This is a genomic window from Plantactinospora sp. ZYX-F-223 (assembly GCF_039649625.1).
Taxonomy (GTDB): Bacteria; Actinomycetota; Actinomycetes; order Mycobacteriales; family Micromonosporaceae; genus Plantactinospora.
On sequence record NZ_JBDJAV010000004.1, the window covers coordinates 70,270 to 88,305 of the forward strand.

An 18,036-nucleotide genomic window follows, 5' to 3' on the forward strand; every position below is an offset into this window, starting at 1 on the left:
GACGTCCTCCTCGTCCTCACCGTGGCCGGGCGGCCAGGATCTTGGTGACCGAATGCGTGTGCGGCTCCGGCACGTCCGCGTGCGACGAGATGATGGTGATGTCCTCGACCCGCAACAGCTCCCAGCCGGTGTACATGCGCAGGTACTCGTGGTGCGCGGGCAGCAGCCGGGGCGGATTGACGTGCCGATCCAACTGCTGCGCGCGGTCGTTGAACGAGCAGAGCACATGCACCCCGCCCGGCCGGGTCGCCGCCTGGAGGTTCCGGACGGTTCGCCGGGCCTGGTCCAGGCTGGAGTTCCAGTGCAGCACGCTGTCGCAGACCACGACGTCGTACCCGCCGCTCGGGACGGCCAGCGAGACGTCCGCCGTCCCCCAGGTGATCCGCGGCTCGTCCGGCCAGAGCTGGCGGGCGTGCTCCAGGGCCAGCTCGGAGATGTCGACCGCGTCCACGGTCGCACCGGCACGGGCCAGGAAGACCGTGTTGCGGCCCTCGCCGCAGCCGGCGTCGAGCGCGCGGGCGCCGTCCAGCGTGACGTGCGCCTCCAGCGCTGCGACGTACGGCTCCGGCTCGACACCCCACAGGCACGGGGTCAGGGCGTACCCGTGGTCACAGCCTCCGGCGTTGGCGGTCGGGTCGCTGATCGCGGCGGTCATCGGTTCTCCTCGGGGGTGATCTCGTCCAGGGTGCGGACCTTGGGCACGGGCGAGAAGATCAGCCACAGCAGCGCCAGCGGCGTGCCGATGGCCGAGACGTACAGGGCGTTGTGCAGGCCGATCCAGTCGCCGAGCAGGCCGGCGCCGACCGCGCCGATCGGGATGACGCCGATGGTGACGAACCGGAAGCTGGCGTTGACCCGGCCGCGCAACCGGCTCGGCGTGATGGTCTGGCGCATCGTGATGCTGGTGATCGCCGAGACCACGATGCCGAGCCCGACGATCAGGTAGACCGCGCTGAAGAGCACGGCCTGCACCGGCTTCGGCCCGCTGATGAACGGCAGGGCCACCATCGGGGCGATGGTCAGCGCGGTCGACCAGACCAGCGCCGGGCCGACCCCGATCCGGTCCACCAGCTTGCCGGTGATCAGGGCGCCGAGGGTGCCGCCGACGCTGCCGACGGCGAAGACGACGCCGATGACACCGGCGCTGAGGCCGACGTCGCGGCTGGCGTACACCAGGAACAGCACCATGACGATCTGGGAGAACAGGTTGAACGTCGCGGCCTCGGCGGCCAGGGCGCGCAGGTGCGGGTTCCCGAACGTGGCGACCAGGCCCTCCTTGATGTCCCGGAAGACGCCGCGGACCCCGCCGGTCCCGCCGCGGATCAGGTCGTCCTCGGATTCGCGGTGCCGCATCGCGCTGAGGCTGAGCGCGGACACCAGGAAGCTCAGCGCGTCCACGGCGATCGCGAACGGGGCGCGCAGCACCTGCACCAGAATGCCGCCGAGACCGGGGCCGACGATGCCGGAGATCTGCTGGGTGCCCTCCAGCTTGCTGTTCGCGTTGATCAGCCGGTCGTTGTCCAGCAGGGACCCCACGAATGCCGGGTACGCCAGGTTGAACACGACGGTCAGGCAGCCGACCACGAAGGCGGCGACGTACAGGATCGGCATCGAGAGGATGCCGCCGAGCGCCAGTAGCGGGATGATGCCGAGCGCGAGGAAACGGCCCAGGTCGGCCGCGATCATCAGGCGGCGGCGGCGCACCCGGTCGACCAGGACCCCGGCGAACAGGGTCAGCACCAGCCCGGCCAGGTCCTTCAGACCGCTGAGGATGCCGATCTCGGTGGCCGACGCCCCCAGGAAGACCAGGGCGGTGAACGGCAGCGCGATCTCGGTGATCTCACTGCCGATCGTGGACACGCCCTGCCCGAACCAGAGCAGCCGGAAGTCGCGCTTGGAGTGGTCGCGCGGCGGGGCCGGATCGGGAGGCGGAACGGTCGTGGGTGCGAGTTCGGTGATCATCGGTGAACCTCCTGGCGAACTGATCAGGCCGCTGCCGCGGTGGCACCGGCAGGCACGCCGGCGCAGCGGCGCAACTTGTCGAGGGCACGGCCGGGGTCGTCGGCGACGACGGTGAGCCGCGAGGTGGCGAAGACGCCGCCCGCCGGGTCGCAGACCGGGTCGCCCCGGTACGGGATCTCGGCGGCGTGGCCGGTGGCGGCGACGTCGCCGCTGAGCGTGTGGTCGTCGTACAGCGCGAAGATCGGCAGTCCGGTGGCCATCGCGGCCAGCCGCATGGTGCCGGAGACGCGCGGGTTGATCTCCAGGACCCGGGGCACGCCGTCGGCGGTGACCAGGTACTCGATCTCGATCAGGCCGACCGCGTCGGCGGAGACGGCGAGCGCCCGCGCATCGTCGCGCAGCCGGCGTTCCAGGGCCGGGTCGATCGGCTCGTACGGGCACAGCCGCAACCGGCGCCAGGGCGGCACCAGCTCGGTCGAGGTCGGCCCCTTCCAGATCGGCGGCAAGGTCACCACCCGCTCGCCGTCCCGGAAGACGACCATCGAGTACTCGACGCCGTCGGCGTACAGCTCGGCGATCTCGTCGGGGGCCGGAGCGCGGGCGCTCAGCCGGGCCAGTACGGTCCCGCGGCTCTGCGTGCCGTGCCGGGCCTTGATGACGACGAGCGGGTCACCGGTGACCCCCGGCAGCCGCTCGCCGGTCGTCCAGGGCAGGCCCGGACAGCCGCAGGCGTCGAAGAACTCCTTCATCAGCCGCTTGTCCAGCCCGATCCGGGTGGCTCGGGCGGACTGCGCGATCGGCCGGAACCCGGATCGGGCGAGTGCCTGCGCCAGCGTCCGGTCGCGGCAGAGCGTGTCGTGCCCGGAGTGCAGCACCACCCGGCGCGAGCCGATCCGGAACAGGGCGTCGCGGACCGCGCCGACGTCGACGGCGGGCGCCTCGCCGAGCACCACGGTGCGGTCCGCGCCGGAGCCGAGGAAATGCGGAAACCAGACGCCGACGCTCGCCGGCATGACCAGGTGCGCGGCCGGTGCGGTGGAACGGATCATCGGACTCCTCCCGCGGCCGCACGAGTTCCCGGTACGACCGCTGTGGCAGCGGCCGGGACCAGCGGGCGGGCCGGGGCCAGCCGGTCGAGGGCGGCGCGGATCGCGGCCCGGTACGGCTCGACCAGCGCTCCGGCGGTGTCGTTGAAGTACGGGCCGGGCAGGCTGACCCAGCTGTCGTGCAGCGCCTCGGCGACCGGCAGGTCGCCACGACGGTGCCGGAAGTGCCGGGCCAGCACGTCCGGCGGGTACGGGCGCCGGTGCCCGGGCTCGGCGCCGGTGAAGATGCTGCTCAGATGCAGCGGCCGGGTGCTCGGCACGTCGGCCTTGACACCCTGTCGGCGCAGCGCGGCCACCAGGTCGTCCCGGCTGAACCCGGCCCGCTCGGGGTCGACGGTGACGACGATGTCGTACCAGCCGCCCATCGTCACGTGCGGGGCGATCACCGGACCGGTCAGCCCGGGGTGCGCGACCAGCGGCTCCAGCAGCCGGTGCACGTTGGCGCGTTTCGCGGCCACCAGCTCCTCGATCCGGTCCAGGTGGCTCTGCGCCAGCACCGCCGCGGGCGGGCTGATCCGCAGGTTGCCGCCGAGCCCGACGTCGGCCAGCCGGCGCAGCCGCGGATCGTGCACGGTGCGCTCGCTGCGCTGTTTGAAGGCGGTCAGCAGGCAGGCCAGGTCGTAGTGCCGGGAGTCGCGGGCGAGCAGCACCCCGCCCATCCCGCCGGAGACGAGTTTGAGCCCGCCGATGCTGAAGACGGCGAGGTCGCCGAAGGTGCCGACGGGCCGGCCCCGGTACGTGGACCCGTGCGCATGCGAGCAGTCCTCGACGAGGGCGAGCCCGCGCCGCCGGCACAGGGCGGTGATCTCGTCCATCGGTGCCGGGTGCCCGAACAGGTGGGTCACCGCCACCGCCCGGGTCCGCGGCGTGACCGCCCGCTCGATGCTCGCCGCGCTCACCGTGCCGTCCGGGCCCTCGCTGTCCGCCAGCACCGGCACGGCGCCGAGCAGGAACAGCGGCGAGGCGGTGGCGAGGAAGGTGAACGTCGGCACGATCACCTCGTCGCCGGGGCCGAGCCCCAGCGCGAAGTACGCGGCCAGCAGGGCGCTGGTCCCGGAGTTCAGGGTGAGCGCGTACCGCCCGGCGTGCCGCCGGGAGAACGCCGCCTCCAGGCCGGCGATCTCCGGCCCGTGGTCGTAGTCGAAGGAGCGGCCGCGCCGGATCAGCTCGGCGGCCCGGTCGGCCGCCGCGCGGTCGTAGACCGGCCAGCGCGGCGGGTGCGGGATGACGACGGGATCGTCGGTGCCCATGACGGCCTCCTAGGCGGCGACGGCTGCCGGCGCGGCCACGGGGCGCGCCGGGACCGGGACGAGACCGGCCCGGACCCGCGCGAGCAGCCCGGCCGGGTCGGCGTGGACGAAGAAGTGACCGGCGTCGAAGGTGTCGAGGACGAAGTCGCCGCGCGTCTCCACGCCCCAGGCGGCCATCCGGTCCGGTGACGCCTCCGGGTCGGTGCGCCCGGCGAAGGCGTGCACCGGGCAGGACAGCGGCGGGCCGGCCGGGCGGGCCGCGGTTTCCACCACGGCCAGGTCGGCACGGACCGCGGGCAGCACCAGCCGGCGCAGCTCGGCGCTGTCCAGCACCTCGTCCGGGGTGCCGCCGAGCCGGCGCAGGTGGGCGACCAGATCGGGTTCGCTCAGGTGATGCGCGGCCGGGCCGGGCGGCGCGGCCGGGCCCGGCGAGGCGGCGACGAACAGCCGTTCCGGCGGCCGACCCACTGCGGAGAGGACGTGCGCGGCGTGGTGGGCCACCCGCGCGCCCATGCTGTAGCCGAACAGCGCGTACGGCCGGTCCAGCTCGGCCCGCATCGCCCGGGTGAGCCGATCGACCAGGGTGGACATGGTGGCCACCGGCGGTTCGCCGATCCGGTTCTCCCGCCCCGGCAACTGCACCGCGACGACCTCGGCGACACCGGTCAGGCCGGCACCCCAGCCGCGGTAGAGGGAGGCGCTGCCACCGGCGTACGGCAGGCAGTACAGCCGCATCGGCGCCTCGGGGTCTCGCTGGTGGATCCGGAACCAGGGGTTCATCGCTCGCCCTTCCCCGCGGCGGCAAGGACCGCGGTCGTGTGTTCGGTGTCGGGGCCGGCCGCCAGGCGCCGGTGTCCGGCGGCCCGCCACAGCGCGGCCGGCCGGCCCCAGCTCGTCGCCTCGGTCCCGGCCAGCCGGTAGTAGTGCTGGATCGCGGCGTCGCCGGTGAGTCCGTACGTGCCGTGCAGGTGCAGCGCGCGCCGGGTGACGCCGGTGGCCGCCTCGGCGGCGGCGGCGAGGGCCTGGATCGCGGCCAGCTCCGGTTCGCCGTCGGCCGGCGGCCAGGCGCGCGGCTCGTCTTCCGCGGAGTCCGGGATGCCGGCGGTGTCCCGGTCGGCCAGCCAGGCGGCGTACGCGGTGAGCAACCGGGCCTCCTCGATCCGGACCACGTCGGCGGCGAGGGTGAAGCCGGTGACCTGGAAGGCGGCGATCGGTCGGCCGAACTGGCATCGCTCACCGCTGCGCCGGACCGCCAGTTCGTGCGCGCCGGCCGCGAGACCGACGAGGTAGCCGGCCTGACGGATCCGCGCGCGGACCAGCGCGCCGCCGGCCGGGGGCGGTGCCACGGCCGGTGGGCGCGCGCCCGCGGCGACGTCGGCTGCGGCGGCCGGGCCGGTCTCCGCGGCCAGGCACCCGGACCGGTACGTGTCGCACGCCGCAACCCGTCCGAGTTCCTCGGTCACCACGACGCCGTAGCTCAGCCCGAGCCCGAGCCCACCGGCAGCCGGTGCGATCTCCAGGCCGTGCAGGCCGAGCCGGCCGAGCAGGTCGTGCACGTCGCCGCGCGGCGGTACGTCGCGCAGCGCCCGGCGCAGCGCCGTACGCAGTTCGTCCTGCAGGGCGTCGGGCAGTGGCCTCATCGCGCGCTCCCGGACAGGGACCCGGCGATCAGTTCGAGCATCACCTCGGAAACGCCGGCCGAGATGGTCAGGCCGGGCGCCTCCCGCCAGGCCGATTCGAGGCAGCGGGCGCGGGCGGTCGCCGGGGCGGCGGCCGCGCCGTGCAGCGCGGCACCCCACTCGGCCACCGCAGCGGCGGACTCGCTGGTGTGCAGCTTGGCCATCGCCGCGAACACCGGGTCGAAGCGGTCCTCCTCCAGCCGGGCCAGCGCGGCCCAGGCGAGCAGCCGCGCGGCGTCGGCACGGGCGCCGTGCCGGCCCAGGTCGGCCAGGCTGTCGGCGGCGTCGCCGGGGGTCAGGGCGGCGCGGGCGGTGTCGTACCAGCGGGCCGCCTTGAGCGCGTAGTCGAGCCCGGTGCGTTCCATCGCCAGCGCCGTGGTGAGCGCGGCCCAGCCGGCGCCGGGTTCACCGAGCACATCGGACTCCGGGACGAACACCGCGTCCAGGTCGACCCGATGGAAATGCTCATCGGCGAGGCTGGGTATCCGCGCCACGCGGACGCCGGGCGCGTGCAGGTCGATCAGGACCAGGGTGATGCCGTCGTAGCGGGATCCGGGGGCGCCGGTGCGCACCGCGGCGAGCGCCACGTCACAGAGGGCGGCCTTGAGGCTGTAGATCTTCGTGCCGCTCACCAGGTATCCACCCGGCGCCGGCTCGGCCCGGGTGGTCAGCGCGGCCAGGTCGGACCCGGCCTCCGGCTCGGTGTAGAGCACGCAGGCAAACCGCTCCCCGGCCGCGAACCGGGGCAGCCAGCGCTGCTGCTGGTCCGCCGTGCCGATGGCGCGCAGCACCGACCCGACGATCTGGACGGTGTTGATGTGCAGGGTGTCCGGGACACCGGCCCGGGACAGCTCCTCGGCGACCACGGCGACGCTCATCGGCCCGCCGCCGAGGCCGCCGACCTCGGCCGGCCAGTCGGGGGCGAGGACGCCGGTGGCGCCGATCGCCCGGTAGAGCGGGCGTTCGTCGGGTTCGCCGGTGCCCGCCGCGAGGTCGTCGATGGCGCGGCGGACGCCGGGCGTCGCCAGTACGGCGCGAACCCGGGCGCGCAGCCGGCTCTGGTGCGAGTCGAATCCGAAGTCCACGGCCGCCTCCTTTCTCTAGTGAATCGGAGATTACTCCAGTAAAGTTCGGCCTGTCACTCCCGTAAACCCAAATTCCTGAGGAGGAGCGGTGACTGTTGACAGCGAGCTGCTGCGCCGGCTCAGCCGCATCCCGGCCGACCGGCGGACGAGCTTCCTCACCGGACTGCGGGCGGCCACCGCGCCGCCGGCACCGCCACCGGACGACATCGAGACCCTGATGCGCGAGTGGGCACCCGACGAGGTCCCGCGCTCGCCCCGCACCATCACCGAGGTGTTCACCGAGACGGCCGCCCGGCATCCCGGCCGGGTCGCGGTCGTCGACAGCGCCGGCCGCCGGACGTACGCCGAGCTGGCCACCGAGGTCGAGCAGCTGGCGGCCGCCCTGCGCGCCCGCGGCGTGGACGCGGAGCACCCGGTCGCGGTACTCACCGGACGCGGCGACGCACGGGCGGTCATCGGGATCCTGGCCGTGCTGCGGGCCGGCGGGTACTGGGTGCCGATCGACCCGGGCAATCCGGCCGAGCGCATCGCCGGCGTGCTGCGCGACGCCGATCCGATCCTGGTCCTGGCCGACGCCGGCACCGAGCCGGTGCTGCCACCGGACGGTCCGCCCGTGTTCCGCCTGGACCGGCCGTGGCCCGCCGCGCCCCCGCTCGCCGCCTCGCCCGGGCACCCGCACCGGCTGGCCTACGCGATCTACACCTCCGGCAGCACCGGCGTGCCCAAGGCGGTGCAGCTCGGGCACGCCGGCGCGGTGCACTTCATCGAGACCGTCCAGCGGATGTTCAGGCTCACCCCCGAGGACCGGCTCATCCAGTACGCGTCGCTGGGCTTCGACGTGTCGGTGTTCGAGATCTTCGCCGCCCTGCTGACCGGCGCCGCGCTGTACCTGCCGGGCGACGACGAGCGGCTGTCGGTGACCGCCCTGTCGGCCGCGCTGCGCCGGGAGCGGATCACCGTCGTGGACCTGCCACCGGCCATCCTGAACCTGCTCGACCCGGCCGGGTTCCCGGACCTGCGGGTGGCCTTCGTCGGCGGCGAGGCGTTCACCGGCGAGCTGACCACCCGATGGGCGCGGCACTGCCGATTCGTCAACGGGTACGGCCCGACCGAGTGCACGGTGACCGTGGTGGCCAAGGAGTGCACCGGCGAGTGGACCACGTCGCCACCGATCGGGCGGGCGATGGACAACCACGTCGCGTACGCCCTCGACGAACGGCTCCGCCCGGTGCCGGTGGGTGAGCCGGGCGAACTCTGCATCGGCGGTCCCGGCCTGGCCCGCGGGTACGCCGGCCGGCCCGGCCTGACTGCCGACCGGTTCGTCCCGGACCCCTGGGCCCGCCACCCGGGCGACCGGCTGTACCGCACCGGTGACCTGTGCCGCTGGACCGCCGACGGCGACCTGGTCTTCCTCGGCCGCAACGACCGGCAGGTGCAGGTCCACGGGCACCGGGTGGAGCTGGGCGACGTCGAGTCGGCCCTGGTCCGCGCCGACGGGGTACGGCAGGCCGTGGCCACCACAGAGGACGGCGGCCAGCTCGTCGCCTACATCGTGCCGGTCACCGCACCGGCCGACCTGGCCGCGATCCGCGCCCGGGCGGCCGAGCTGGTCCCCCGGCACATGGTCCCGGCCCTGCTCATCGAGGTGGACGCGATCCCGCTGACGGTGAACGGCAAGACCGACCTGGCCGCGCTGCGCCGGATCCGGCCGGTCGGCGGCGACGACGGCGCGGCCGAGCTGACCCCGGCCCAGCGGCGGTTGCGCGACGCATGCCTGGTGCCGGTGCTCGGAACGGTCGCCGCCGGCCCGGACGACGACTTCTTCGAGCTGGGCGGGGACAGCATCCAGGCGATCCGGCTGCTGTCCCGGGTGCGCGAGGAGTTCGGCGCCGAGATCCCGCTGAGCGACTTCCTCCGCGAGCCGACGCTGGCCTGGCTCGCCGGCACGGTCGAAACGGCCGCGACGGCCGGACCGGGCAGCGACCTGGATGCCATCCTCGCCGGACTGGCGGAACTGTCCGACGACGAGGTCGAGGCGATGCTCGCCGAGTGAGCGCGGAACGGTGACGGGCGGCGGATCCCGGATCGGGGTCCGTCGCCCGTTGTGCCGGGACGGCTCAGAGTGCGTTGTGCCGGGACGGCTCAGAGTGCGTTGTGCCGGGACGGCTCAGAGTGCGTTGTGCCGGGACGGCTCAGAGTGCCGTTGTGCCGGGACGGCTCAGAGTGCCGTTGTGCCGGGACGGCTCAGAACGAGAGCGAGGTGAGGGCGCGCTCGACGACGGCGACGCCGCGCAGGAAGTCGTCGATGCGGATGTGCTCGTCGTCGGAGTGGTCGAGCCGGCTGTCTCCCGGGCCGTACGTGGCCATCGGCACCGACCATACCTCGCGCAATGTGTTCATGTCCGAGGTGGCGGTCTTCACCTTGGCACCCGGCTCCCCGCCCTCGGCCCGGATCGCACCGCTGAGCGCGCGCACCACCGGGTCTGTGCGCCGCACCCGGCAGGCGCGTACCGTGTTGAGCACCGTCACGGTGACCGCTGGGACCCGGGCGCGCACGGCGGCGACGCAGGCGTACACGTCGAAGCCCGGCGGGGTCCGGACGCTCATCTCGGCCTCGGCGTGCTCCGGGTCGCCGCGCAGCAGAGTCAGCGTCGCCGCCGGGTCGGCGAAGTTCCGGTGCGCCGACGCCGGGTCGGCCGGGTCGGCGCCGATCTCGTCCAGCAACACCGCCCAGGCCCGGGCGGTCAGTTCCACCGCCCGCGGGTACGGGGCGCTCGGGTGTGCCCCCGGGCAGTCGGCGCGGACCCGCAGGTCGAGCTTGCCCTTGTACCCCAGCACCACATCGGACCACCCGCTCGGCTCGCCGACGATCACGGCGTCCGGGCGGGGCAGGGTGTCCCGGACCGCCATCGCACCACGGGATCCCGGCGTTTCCTCCTCCACCGCACCGACCACGGTCAGCCGCCCCCGGAAGCCGGTGGCCCGGGCCGCCCCGCAGGTGAGCGCCGCCATCGGCCCCTTGGCGTCCACCGCGCCCCGGCCGTGCACCGCGTCGGCGGTGACCCGCAGGGACGGCCCGCCCGGCACCGTGTCGATGTGCCCGAGCAGCAGCACGGACGGCCCGGGACCGCGGTCCAGGACGCCGACCGCGTTGCCGGCCGCGTCCAGGTGCGCGGCGAACCCCAGCCGGTGCATGTGGCCGACCAGGCAGGCGGCGACCTCGTGCTCGGCGTACGACGGCGAGGGGATCGCGACCAGGTCGGTCAGCAGGTCGACGGGCGAGGTCACCGGGCACCGACCAGGGTGCCGCCGCCGGCCAGCGCCGCACGTACCGGCTCGGGACCGGATCCGGCGGCGACCACCACCCGCGGCACTCCGCCAGCCAGCGCCTCGCGCGCGGCGACCAGCTTCAGGGCCATGCCGCCGGCCGCGTACGCCGGCAAGGTGTCGCCGACGGTCACCGCGGGGAGTACCGAGCCCGGGTCGTCCGGGTCGGTCTGCACGCCGGGCGCGCCGGTGAGCAGCACCAGCGCGCGGGCCCCGAGAGTCGCCGCGATCGCCGCCGCCGCGCGGTCGGCATCCACGTTGACCGGTGCGCCGTCCTCGTCCGCGGCCGGCGGGGACACCACCGGCACCACACCGGCGCCCAGCATCGCGAGCAGGACGGCCGGATCGGCGCGGTCGAGGCGACCGGCGTGCTGGTCGTGGACCACCACCCGGCGCCCGCCGGACACCGCCCGGACCGCACGCTTGCGCCGGGCCCGCAGCAGACCGGCGTCCAGGCCGGTCAGCCCGGCCGCCGGCACCCCGTGCCGGGCCAGGCCGGCGACCAGCCGCGGCTTCACGATTCCGGCCAGGGCCAGGTGGACGACCTCCAGCGTCGCCGCGTCGGTGTAGCGGGTGGTCACGCCGTCCGGCGAGACCAGTTCCCGGCGCGGCACGCCCAGCCGGCCGGCGAGCCGGTCGATCTCCGCCGAACCGCCGTGCACGAGCACCACCGGGGTGCCCGCGGCGTGCAGCGCGGCGACGTCGGCGCAGACCGCAGCCGCGTCCACCGCGGCGTTGCCGCCACACTTGACCACCACGACGTCCATACCCGCCTCCTAGATCGGATGCAGTCCGGTGAAGCCGAGGCCGAGCTCCTCCGGCCAGCCCATCCGGATGTTCAGGCACTGCACGGCATTGCCGGCGCCACCCTTGACCAGGTTGTCCAGGGCGCCGACGGCGGTGACCCGCCCGTCGCCGCCGTCCACCACCGGGCCGACGTCGCAGAAGTTCGAGCCGGCCAGGATCTTCGGGTCGGGCAGCCGGAACGTGCCGCGGCGCTGCGCCACGATCCGGACGAACGGCTCGGCCGCGTACGTCCGCCGGTAGGCGTCGCGCACCTCCCGTGGCCCGGCACCGTCGCGCAGCCGGGCCTGGCACAGCACCTGGACCCCGCGTACCGCCTCGACCCCGGTCGCGGTCATCCGGCACGGATGTCCGGTGGCCTGCGTGATCTCGGCCTGGTGCCGGTGCCGCAGCGGCGCGAACACGCGCATCGCGCCACTGCGCTCGGCGTGCGCATCGCCCGGCCCGCCGCGGGCGCCGGACCCGCTGGAGCCGGTCCGGGCGTCCACCGCGACCTCGCCGTCGATCAGCCCGTCAGCGGCCAGCGGATGCACGGCGAGGATCGCCGCCGTGGCCATGCAGCCGGGCACGCTGATCCGGTCGGCGCCGGTCAGCCGGTCGCGATGCAGCTCGGGGATCCCGGGCGTGAACGACTCCAGTAGCTCCGGCGCCGTGTGCTCGACGCCGTAGTGCTCCCGGTACAGCAGCGGGTCGCGCAGCCGGAAGTCGCCGGAGAGGTCGAGCAGCACCTTGCCCCGGTCCAGCAGCCGGGGCAGCAGAGCCATCGTCTCGGTGTGCGGCGCGGCCACGAAGAGTACGTCCGCGCCGCTCAGCGCCGCCGGATCGGTGAACGTCAGCCGGGTGCGGCCACGCAGGTTGGGATGGGCCGTGTCGACCGGCCGCCCGGCCAGCCGGGCCGACGTCACGGTGCTGAGCTCGATCTCCGGGTGGCCGAGCAGCAGCCGGACCAGTTCGCCGCCGATGTACCCGGAGCCGCCGATCACCGCCGCGGTCGTGGTCACGACGCACCTCCGGCGATCCGGTCCACGATGGTCCCGGCGATGTCGAGCCCGTCGTGCGCCCGCTGCAGCCCGGCGAACTCGACCCGGTGGTTGACCTCGAGCACCAGCACCGCGCCGGCCCGGTCCTCGGCCAGGTCGACGCCGGCGATGTCGGCGCCGGTGGCCTCGGCGGCCCGAACGGCCAGCTTCTCGGTGTCCGGGTCGAGCACGCACGGCTCGCTGCGACCGCCACGGGAGACGTTGGTACGCCAGTCGTCGGCGTACCGGCGCATCGCCGCGACCACCTCGCCCCGGACCACCAGCGCGCGCAGGTCGTGACCGGGCTTGTCCACGTACTCCTGCAGATAGACGACCTGGGCCTGTGGCGATGGCTGGGCCGCGACGTGCTCCAGCACGGTGGCCGCCTCCTCGGCGTCGCGGACCCGGGTGACGAGCCGTCCCCAGGACCCGATGAGCGGCTTGAGGACCACCGGGAAGCCCAGCTCCGCGGCTGCCTCGCCGGCCGCGGCCGGCGAGGCAGCCAGCACGGTACGCGGCGCCGGCAGACCCGCCCGGGCCAGCGCCAGGCTGGTCAGCCACTTGTCGCCACAGGTCTGCACGGCGGCGGCCGAGTTGACCACGGTCATCCCGGCGGCCTCCAGCATGGTGGCCGCGTAGCGGGCCCGGACCTGGCCGATCTCCCGGTTGAGCACGAGCCCGCCCGGGCCGGCCGGGCCGGACGCCGCGCGGTGCAGCGCGTTGGTGTCCAGCACCTCCGCCGCGTGCCCGCCCCGCCGCAGGGCGGTCAGCAGGCACTTCTCGTCCGGCCCGACCCGGGAGGCCAGCACCAGCACCGGGTCGCGGCCAACGCGGGCGCTCACTCTCCCCAGTCCTCGGCGACCTCGGGCGCGAGGGCCACCAGCAGCGGTGCGGTGCTGACCACCTCGAGCTCGCCGCGACACTCGGCGCACTCGAGGATCTCGTGCAGCACCGGCTCGGCCGGCGCGGTCACGGTCTCGAAGCATTCGGGGCAGGTGGTCGTCACTTCGGTCCTCCTCAGCGGTCAGAACTTTGCGAACAGTGGCGAGTCGAGCCCGGGCCGCAGCGCCGAGCGGGCGGCGCGGGCGATCCCGGCCGCCGTGATCCCGAGCGCGTCGAGCAGTTCCTCCTGGCTGCCGACCGCCGAGACGTACATGTCACCGACGCCCATCCGGACCAGCCGCGGGCCCGGTCCGGAGGCCAGGAATCCGGCCACCGCCGAGCCGAGGCCGCCCTCGCGCCAGTGCTCCTCGACGGTCACGACCGCCGCGCATCCCCGGACGGCGCCCGCGATCGCCGCGTCGTCCAGCGGTTTCAGCGTGTGCACCTGGACCACGCGCGCGCTCACCCCGTCGGCCGCGGCCAGTACCTTGGCGGCGGCCAGCACCCGTAGCGTCGGCAGCGGACCGCAGGCCAGCAGGCACACCTCGGTCCCGTCGCGCCGCACCTGCGGTACGCCGATCCGGGGTGGTGGCGCCGGCGGGAGATCCGGAGTCGGCTTGCGGCCGAGCCGTAGATAGACCGGACCCTCGCGATCGTGCGCCTGGTCGAGCAGGGCGACGGCGTCGGCCGCGTCGCCGGGGACCAGGACCGTCATCGACGGCATCGCGCGCATGACGGCCAGGTCCTCCAGCGCGTGGTGGGTCGGTCCGAGATGCCCGGCAGCCAGGCCGCCGTGGGTCGCGGCGATCCGGACCGGGAGGCGGTTGTACGCGATGTCGATCTTCACCGCCTCGGCGGCGCGGCTCGCGGCGAACGCGGCCATCGTGTTCACGTACGGCAGCCATCCGTCGTGGGCCAGTCCGGCCGCCACCCCGAACAGGTTCTGCTCGGCGATGCCCAGGTCCAGGTAACGGTCTGCGGCGGGACCGAAGTCGGCGCCGGTGAACAGGCCGGTGTCGGAGTCCAGGCAGATCACCCGGGGGTCGTCCCGCATCCGGGCGATCAGCCAGTCGCGGTACGCGTGCCGGGTGGCGACCGGCGCCGCGACCGGGGCGGTCACGACGCCTTCCGGAGGCTGAGGTCCCGATGGGCGCGGGCGGCGACCCGGGCCGGCAGGGCGGTGTAGTGAGCGTTGATCCGGTTCTCCGCGGCCGGTACCCCGTTGCCCTTCACCGTCCGGGCGATCACCACGCCGGGGCGGCCCGCGGTCCACGGCGCGGTGCCCAGTGCCGCGCGCAGCTCGCCGTGGTCGTGCCCGTCCACCTCCCGGACGTCCCAGCCGAAGCTGCGGAAGCGCTCGCCCAGCGGCTCCATCGGGCAGATCCGCTCGGTCGGTGACCCGAGTTGCAGGCCGTTGCGGTCGACCACCGCGACCAGGTGGTCCGCCCGGGTCGAGGCAGCCGCCATCACCGACTCCCAGCACGAGCCCTCCTGCAGCTCGCCGTCGCCGAGCAGGACGTAGGTGCGCCGCCGCGGCCCGAACCGCCGGCCCGCCTCGCGCAGCCGCGCGGACAGGGCCAGGCCCAGGCCGAGGGCGAGCCCGTGGCCCAGGGATCCGGTCGGCAGCTCCACGCCCGGGACCGCCCGGGTCGGATGGCCGAGCAGGCGGCTGCCCCGCCGGCCGTACCCGGCCAGCTCCGCGGGGTCCAGGAAACCGCGCTCGGCCAGCGTGGCGTACAGGGCGATGGCCGCGTGCCCCTTGCTCAACAGGAAGATGTCCCGTCCGGGGTCGTGCGGCTGCTCCGGGTCGACCCGCAGGACGTCGAAGTACAGCACGCTCAGGATGTCCACGCAGGACAGCGAGCCGCCGAGATGGCCGCCCTCGTCACCGGCGCACATGTCGACGACGTGATGCCGGATCCGGGCGGCGGCCGCCTCGGCCTCGGTCGCGGTGGCGATGGTGCGGCCGGTGGCTGGTACGGCGAGGACGGTCATCGTGCCCTCGCCATGCTCGCCACGGTCGGCAGGTTCGCCCAGACCTTCTCGAACGCGTCCGCGTACCGCTCCAGCGCCGGTCCGGCATCCGGGTGCAGGTGCCGCTTCTGCAGGGTCAGCGAGTCGTCGATCACCGCACTGGTGACCGGGGTGGGCGGTGCGGGCGCCGGCGCGGCGTACGACCAGGGCACGCCACCGCCGAAGCCGACCCGGTCGGTGAAGACGGGCTGCTCGGGGAGCGGCCGGATCTGGTATCGCGACATGGGGACTCCCTCGGCGTGCAGCAGGCGGTGAACGGTCCGGCGCAGGGCACCGGGGGTGACGTCGGGCAGGCCGGCGGCGTCCGGGTCGAGCCGGAACCGCAGGATGTGCCAGGCGTGGGTGCTGCCGGGCACGACGCTCGGCGGTGTCAGCCCGGGCAGCGACCGCAACCGGTCGAGGAAGGCGGCCACGTGGCGCTGCCGGGCCGCCTCGTACGCCGGGAACCGGTCGAGCTGGGACAGCGTGAACGCGGCCTGGACGGAGCTCATCTTGTGGTTCCAGCCGAGCCGGTGGGACAGGTAGTCACGGTCGCGGCCGGGCTCGATCACCTCACCGAACTGCCGGACGGTGCGGGCCCGCGCGCCCACCCCGGCGTCGGTGAAGGTGACCAGGCCACCCTCGCCGCAGGTGGGCAGGTTCTTTGTCGCCTGCAGGCTGAACGAGCCGGCGTCGCCCAACTGCCCGACCGGCCGGCCGCGCCAGGTGGCGGCGTGGGCCTGCGCGGCGTCCTCCACCACGGCGAGGCCGTGCCGGGCGGCCAGCGCGCCCAGCCGGTCCATGTCGGCCGGCTGGCCGTGCAGGTGTACCGGCAGGATCGCGGCGGTCCGCGGGGTGATCGCCGCCGCGACGGAGTCCGGGTCCAGCGTGAAGCTGACCGGGTCGATGTCGGCGAAGACCGGCACCGCGAGCTGGTGCAGCGGCGCGAGGGCGGACGCGACGAAGCTGAGCGCCGGCACCACCACCTCGTCGCCCGGCCCGATGCCGAGCGCGGCCAGGGCGAGGGACAGCGCGGTGGTGCCGTTCGACACGGCGACACAGGCGGGCGTGCCGCAGAGTTCGGCCCAGCGGTTCTCCAGCCGGCTGACCGCGGTCTCGCCGTCCGCGTTGGACACCAGATGGTCGTCCAGCACGGCGGTGACGGCGGCCCGGTCGGCGTCGGTGATCACCGGCCAGGGCAGGTTGCGCAGCGCCCGGGGCACGGCCGGGGCGCCCCCGAAGGCGGCGAGCACGTCCGCGGCACGCCGGCGGGCCGGAACGGACAGGGCGGTCACGGTGGTCTCCTTCACGGTCGTGGTCATCGGAGGTCGGCGGCGGCCCGGCCGAGGGCGGCGTGCGCCTCCTGGTACGCCCGCCGCAGGCGGCCGAGGTGGTCCCGCAGCGGGCCGGCGCAGCCGGCCGGGTCGTCGCGGCCGTGCGCGGCCGTCACGCGGACCGCGGTCCAGCGGTGCGCCACCTGCTCGACCCGGCGGCCGGCCTCGGCCAGGGCGGGCCGGTCCCAGCGGGCGCCGAGGGTACGCAGCAGCTCGCCGTGCAGGGACGCCTGGGCCTGCATGCCCCAGCCGAACGTGTACGCCTCGGCGAGCAGCTCCGGCGTGGCCGCCGTGCCCAGCTGCGTGCAGTACCGGCGGAGCCCGTCGGCGCCGGTCCAGGCGTCGTCGGACGGCGCGGCGAACCCGGCGGCGTTGGCGTCCAGGGCGAGTCCCAGGCGACCCGGGTCGAGGGCCGGGATCGCGGCCGGCAGGCGGACGTCGAGCCAGCGGCCGCCGCTGGTGACCGGGCCGCTGAAGAAGACGTCCTGCTCGTCGTCCACCCCGGCGGCGCCACAGCTGCGCAGCAGCACCTCGGCGGGTAACGGGCCGGCGAAGTCCGGGGGCATGGCGTCGGACACCGCCACGGTGCCGGCCGTCTCGTCCACGTCGTACACCACCAGGAGGTGGGCGGCGTGCACGTCGTGGTACGCGGGCCGGAACGGCAGGTGGTAGTTGTCGACCGCGACCACCGGCAGCCGCCCCCCGGCGAGCGCGTCACGCCACGCACCGAGCGGGTCGGCCGGGTCGATCGCCCGCCAGCGCGAGGTGACGTCGTGCAGCGGCAGCAGGCTCCCGGCCAGGTCGCCGGGGCGGCGGCAGGGCCAGTAGTACTCCTCCGGCCGCACGTCGCCGGGGTGGTACCGGAACTCCCAGCTCAGCCCCAGCACCTCCAGTGGGTCGTGGCCCGCTTCCAGCAGCAGGGTGGCCAGGGTGGACTGCAGGCAGCTGACCGGGTCGCGGTACCACTGGGTAACGCCCCGAACGCAGGTCATACCGCCTTCACCTCCTCCCGGGACGGGCACAGGGTGACCGCGAAGACGTGCAGCGCGACGTTGTGCGGCAGGCGCAGCCGGCGCAGCTCGGCCCGGCGGGTCACCGGCACGCGCTGGCACCAGATGTGCGCGGTGACCCCGGGCTGGACGTGCTGCGGGTAGTGCATGACCGAGGTGGCGACGGCCTCCTCCTCGCCGAACACGGCCGAGGCGGCCCAGAAGTCGGAGACGCGCACCGCCTCGAAGTCCACGCTGCCGTCGGCGAAGTGCAGGGCCACCTCGTCCTCGACCCGCCGCTCCCCTGCGGCGAGCAGGCAGCACCAGTCGTACCGGCCGGGCGGGACCGTCACGAGCTGCCCCTCGCAGCGCACGTTGTCGGGCCGGCCGGGCCCGGCGGCGGGGAACGCGAAACGGACGCCGCCGGCGGTGACCGGGCGGCCCAGTGGCAACTCCTCGCCGGGCAGCGAGTTGCGCCAGACGTTGAACCGGCCGCGGCCGGTGTCGCTGGCCGGGGTGATGCCCGCGTTGTTGAGGTGTGCCGCCAGCTCGATCGGGACCTGCTCCCGCATCGGAGGTGCTCCTT

18 protein-coding genes are annotated in these 18,036 nt (G+C 74.9%); 1 reads left to right on the forward strand and 17 read right to left on the reverse strand.

All coding sequences use genetic code 11. The features are described 5' to 3' along the window. Positions 1–16 precede the first annotated feature (16 nt). The 7 genes from AAH979_RS05410 to AAH979_RS05440 are packed head-to-tail and all read right to left on the reverse strand — an operon-like array spanning position 17 to position 7,082. Positions 17–655 (reverse strand): class I SAM-dependent methyltransferase, encoded by a 639-nt coding sequence (locus tag AAH979_RS05410; protein WP_346256905.1) that lies wholly within the window; start codon positions 653–655, stop codon positions 17–19. Continuing rightward, positions 652–1,962 carry an MFS transporter gene (locus AAH979_RS05415; RefSeq protein WP_346256906.1) on the reverse strand — a complete coding sequence of 437 codons (1,311 nt, stop codon included), beginning with the start codon at positions 1,960–1,962 and terminating at the stop codon, positions 652–654. Before AAH979_RS05415 ends, AAH979_RS05410 begins: the two co-directional genes overlap by 4 nt. 23 nt (positions 1,963–1,985) lie before the next feature. Continuing rightward, positions 1,986–3,011 carry a hypothetical protein gene (locus AAH979_RS05420; protein WP_346256907.1) on the reverse strand — a complete coding sequence of 342 codons (1,026 nt, stop codon included), beginning with the start codon at positions 3,009–3,011 and terminating at the stop codon, positions 1,986–1,988. Beyond that, positions 3,008–4,318 carry a DegT/DnrJ/EryC1/StrS family aminotransferase gene (locus tag AAH979_RS05425; RefSeq protein WP_346256908.1) on the reverse strand — a complete coding sequence of 437 codons (1,311 nt, stop codon included), beginning with the start codon at positions 4,316–4,318 and terminating at the stop codon, positions 3,008–3,010. The genes AAH979_RS05420 and AAH979_RS05425 overlap by 4 nt, the downstream gene beginning before the upstream one ends. 9 nt (positions 4,319–4,327) lie before the next feature. Further along, on the reverse strand, positions 4,328–5,098 hold the full coding sequence (locus tag AAH979_RS05430; RefSeq protein ID WP_346256909.1) for a thioesterase domain-containing protein: 771 nt from the start codon (positions 5,096–5,098) through the stop codon (positions 4,328–4,330). Continuing rightward, the gene (locus tag AAH979_RS05435) at positions 5,095–5,958 is read right to left on the reverse strand and encodes an acyl-CoA dehydrogenase family protein (RefSeq protein WP_346256910.1); all 864 of its coding nucleotides are present in this window, start codon (positions 5,956–5,958) and stop codon (positions 5,095–5,097) included. Before AAH979_RS05435 ends, AAH979_RS05430 begins: the two co-directional genes overlap by 4 nt. Next, positions 5,955–7,082 carry an acyl-CoA dehydrogenase family protein gene (locus tag AAH979_RS05440; RefSeq protein WP_346256911.1) on the reverse strand — a complete coding sequence of 376 codons (1,128 nt, stop codon included), beginning with the start codon at positions 7,080–7,082 and terminating at the stop codon, positions 5,955–5,957. Before AAH979_RS05440 ends, AAH979_RS05435 begins: the two co-directional genes overlap by 4 nt. Positions 7,083–7,170: 88 nt before the next feature. On the opposite strand from AAH979_RS05440, the gene AAH979_RS05445 reads away from it, so the two are divergent. Continuing rightward, a complete protein-coding gene (locus AAH979_RS05445; protein ID WP_346256912.1) occupies positions 7,171–9,135 on the forward strand; it encodes a non-ribosomal peptide synthetase in 1,965 nt (654 codons plus the stop codon). A gap of 191 nt (positions 9,136–9,326) precedes the next feature. Here the strand turns inward: AAH979_RS05445 and AAH979_RS05450 are convergent, their stop codons facing one another. Genes AAH979_RS05450 through AAH979_RS05495 form a run of 10 tightly spaced genes read right to left on the reverse strand, consistent with a single transcriptional unit; the run spans position 9,327 to position 18,022 of the window. After that, positions 9,327–10,370, reverse strand: coding sequence for a M20/M25/M40 family metallo-hydrolase (locus tag AAH979_RS05450; protein ID WP_346256913.1), 1,044 nt, complete (start codon positions 10,368–10,370; stop codon positions 9,327–9,329). Further along, a complete protein-coding gene (locus AAH979_RS05455) occupies positions 10,367–11,176 on the reverse strand; it encodes a [LysW]-aminoadipate kinase (RefSeq protein ID WP_346256914.1) in 810 nt (269 codons plus the stop codon). The genes AAH979_RS05450 and AAH979_RS05455 overlap by 4 nt, the downstream gene beginning before the upstream one ends. 9 nt (positions 11,177–11,185) lie before the next feature. Continuing rightward, positions 11,186–12,214 (reverse strand): N-acetyl-gamma-glutamyl-phosphate reductase, encoded by a 1,029-nt coding sequence (gene argC / locus AAH979_RS05460; protein ID WP_346256915.1) that lies wholly within the window; start codon positions 12,212–12,214, stop codon positions 11,186–11,188. Beyond that, complete coding sequence (locus tag AAH979_RS05465; protein ID WP_346256916.1) at positions 12,211–13,074, reverse strand: RimK family alpha-L-glutamate ligase; 864 nt, start codon at positions 13,072–13,074, stop codon at positions 12,211–12,213. The genes argC and AAH979_RS05465 overlap by 4 nt, the downstream gene beginning before the upstream one ends. Beyond that, positions 13,071–13,238, reverse strand: coding sequence for a lysine biosynthesis protein LysW (locus AAH979_RS05470; RefSeq protein WP_203855675.1), 168 nt, complete (start codon positions 13,236–13,238; stop codon positions 13,071–13,073). Before AAH979_RS05470 ends, AAH979_RS05465 begins: the two co-directional genes overlap by 4 nt. Positions 13,239–13,256: 18 nt before the next feature. Further along, a complete protein-coding gene (locus tag AAH979_RS05475; protein WP_346256917.1) occupies positions 13,257–14,234 on the reverse strand; it encodes a transketolase C-terminal domain-containing protein in 978 nt (325 codons plus the stop codon). Beyond that, on the reverse strand, positions 14,231–15,109 hold the full coding sequence (locus AAH979_RS05480) for a transketolase (RefSeq protein WP_346256918.1): 879 nt from the start codon (positions 15,107–15,109) through the stop codon (positions 14,231–14,233). Before AAH979_RS05480 ends, AAH979_RS05475 begins: the two co-directional genes overlap by 4 nt. After that, positions 15,106–16,449: a DegT/DnrJ/EryC1/StrS family aminotransferase gene (locus AAH979_RS05485; protein WP_346256919.1), complete on the reverse strand. Its 1,344-nt coding sequence runs from the start codon at positions 16,447–16,449 to the stop codon at positions 15,106–15,108. Before AAH979_RS05485 ends, AAH979_RS05480 begins: the two co-directional genes overlap by 4 nt. Further along, the gene (locus AAH979_RS05490) at positions 16,446–17,453 is read right to left on the reverse strand and encodes a BtrH N-terminal domain-containing protein (protein WP_346256920.1); all 1,008 of its coding nucleotides are present in this window, start codon (positions 17,451–17,453) and stop codon (positions 16,446–16,448) included. Before AAH979_RS05490 ends, AAH979_RS05485 begins: the two co-directional genes overlap by 4 nt. Next, positions 17,450–18,022, reverse strand: a complete 573-nt coding sequence (locus AAH979_RS05495) for a hypothetical protein (RefSeq protein WP_346256921.1) — start codon at positions 18,020–18,022, stop codon at positions 17,450–17,452. Before AAH979_RS05495 ends, AAH979_RS05490 begins: the two co-directional genes overlap by 4 nt. Positions 18,023–18,036: the final 14 nt, after the last annotated feature.

Coding starts and splice junctions, on each gene's coding strand:
- AAH979_RS05410 (WP_346256905.1), bottom strand. CDS start 655: ATGACCGCCGCGATCAGCGACCCGACCGCCAACGCCGGAGGCTGTGAC.
- AAH979_RS05415 (WP_346256906.1), bottom strand. CDS start 1,962: ATGATCACCGAACTCGCACCCACGACCGTTCCGCCTCCCGATCCGGCC.
- AAH979_RS05420 (WP_346256907.1), bottom strand. CDS start 3,011: ATGATCCGTTCCACCGCACCGGCCGCGCACCTGGTCATGCCGGCGAGC.
- AAH979_RS05425 (WP_346256908.1), bottom strand. CDS start 4,318: ATGGGCACCGACGATCCCGTCGTCATCCCGCACCCGCCGCGCTGGCCG.
- AAH979_RS05430 (WP_346256909.1), bottom strand. CDS start 5,098: ATGAACCCCTGGTTCCGGATCCACCAGCGAGACCCCGAGGCGCCGATG.
- AAH979_RS05435 (WP_346256910.1), bottom strand. CDS start 5,958: ATGAGGCCACTGCCCGACGCCCTGCAGGACGAACTGCGTACGGCGCTG.
- AAH979_RS05455 (WP_346256914.1), bottom strand. CDS start 11,176: ATGGACGTCGTGGTGGTCAAGTGTGGCGGCAACGCCGCGGTGGACGCG.
- AAH979_RS05480 (WP_346256918.1), bottom strand. CDS start 15,109: ATGACCGTCCTCGCCGTACCAGCCACCGGCCGCACCATCGCCACCGCG.
- AAH979_RS05485 (WP_346256919.1), bottom strand. CDS start 16,449: ATGACCACGACCGTGAAGGAGACCACCGTGACCGCCCTGTCCGTTCCG.
- AAH979_RS05490 (WP_346256920.1), bottom strand. CDS start 17,453: ATGACCTGCGTTCGGGGCGTTACCCAGTGGTACCGCGACCCGGTCAGC.
- AAH979_RS05495 (WP_346256921.1), bottom strand. CDS start 18,022: ATGCGGGAGCAGGTCCCGATCGAGCTGGCGGCACACCTCAACAACGCG.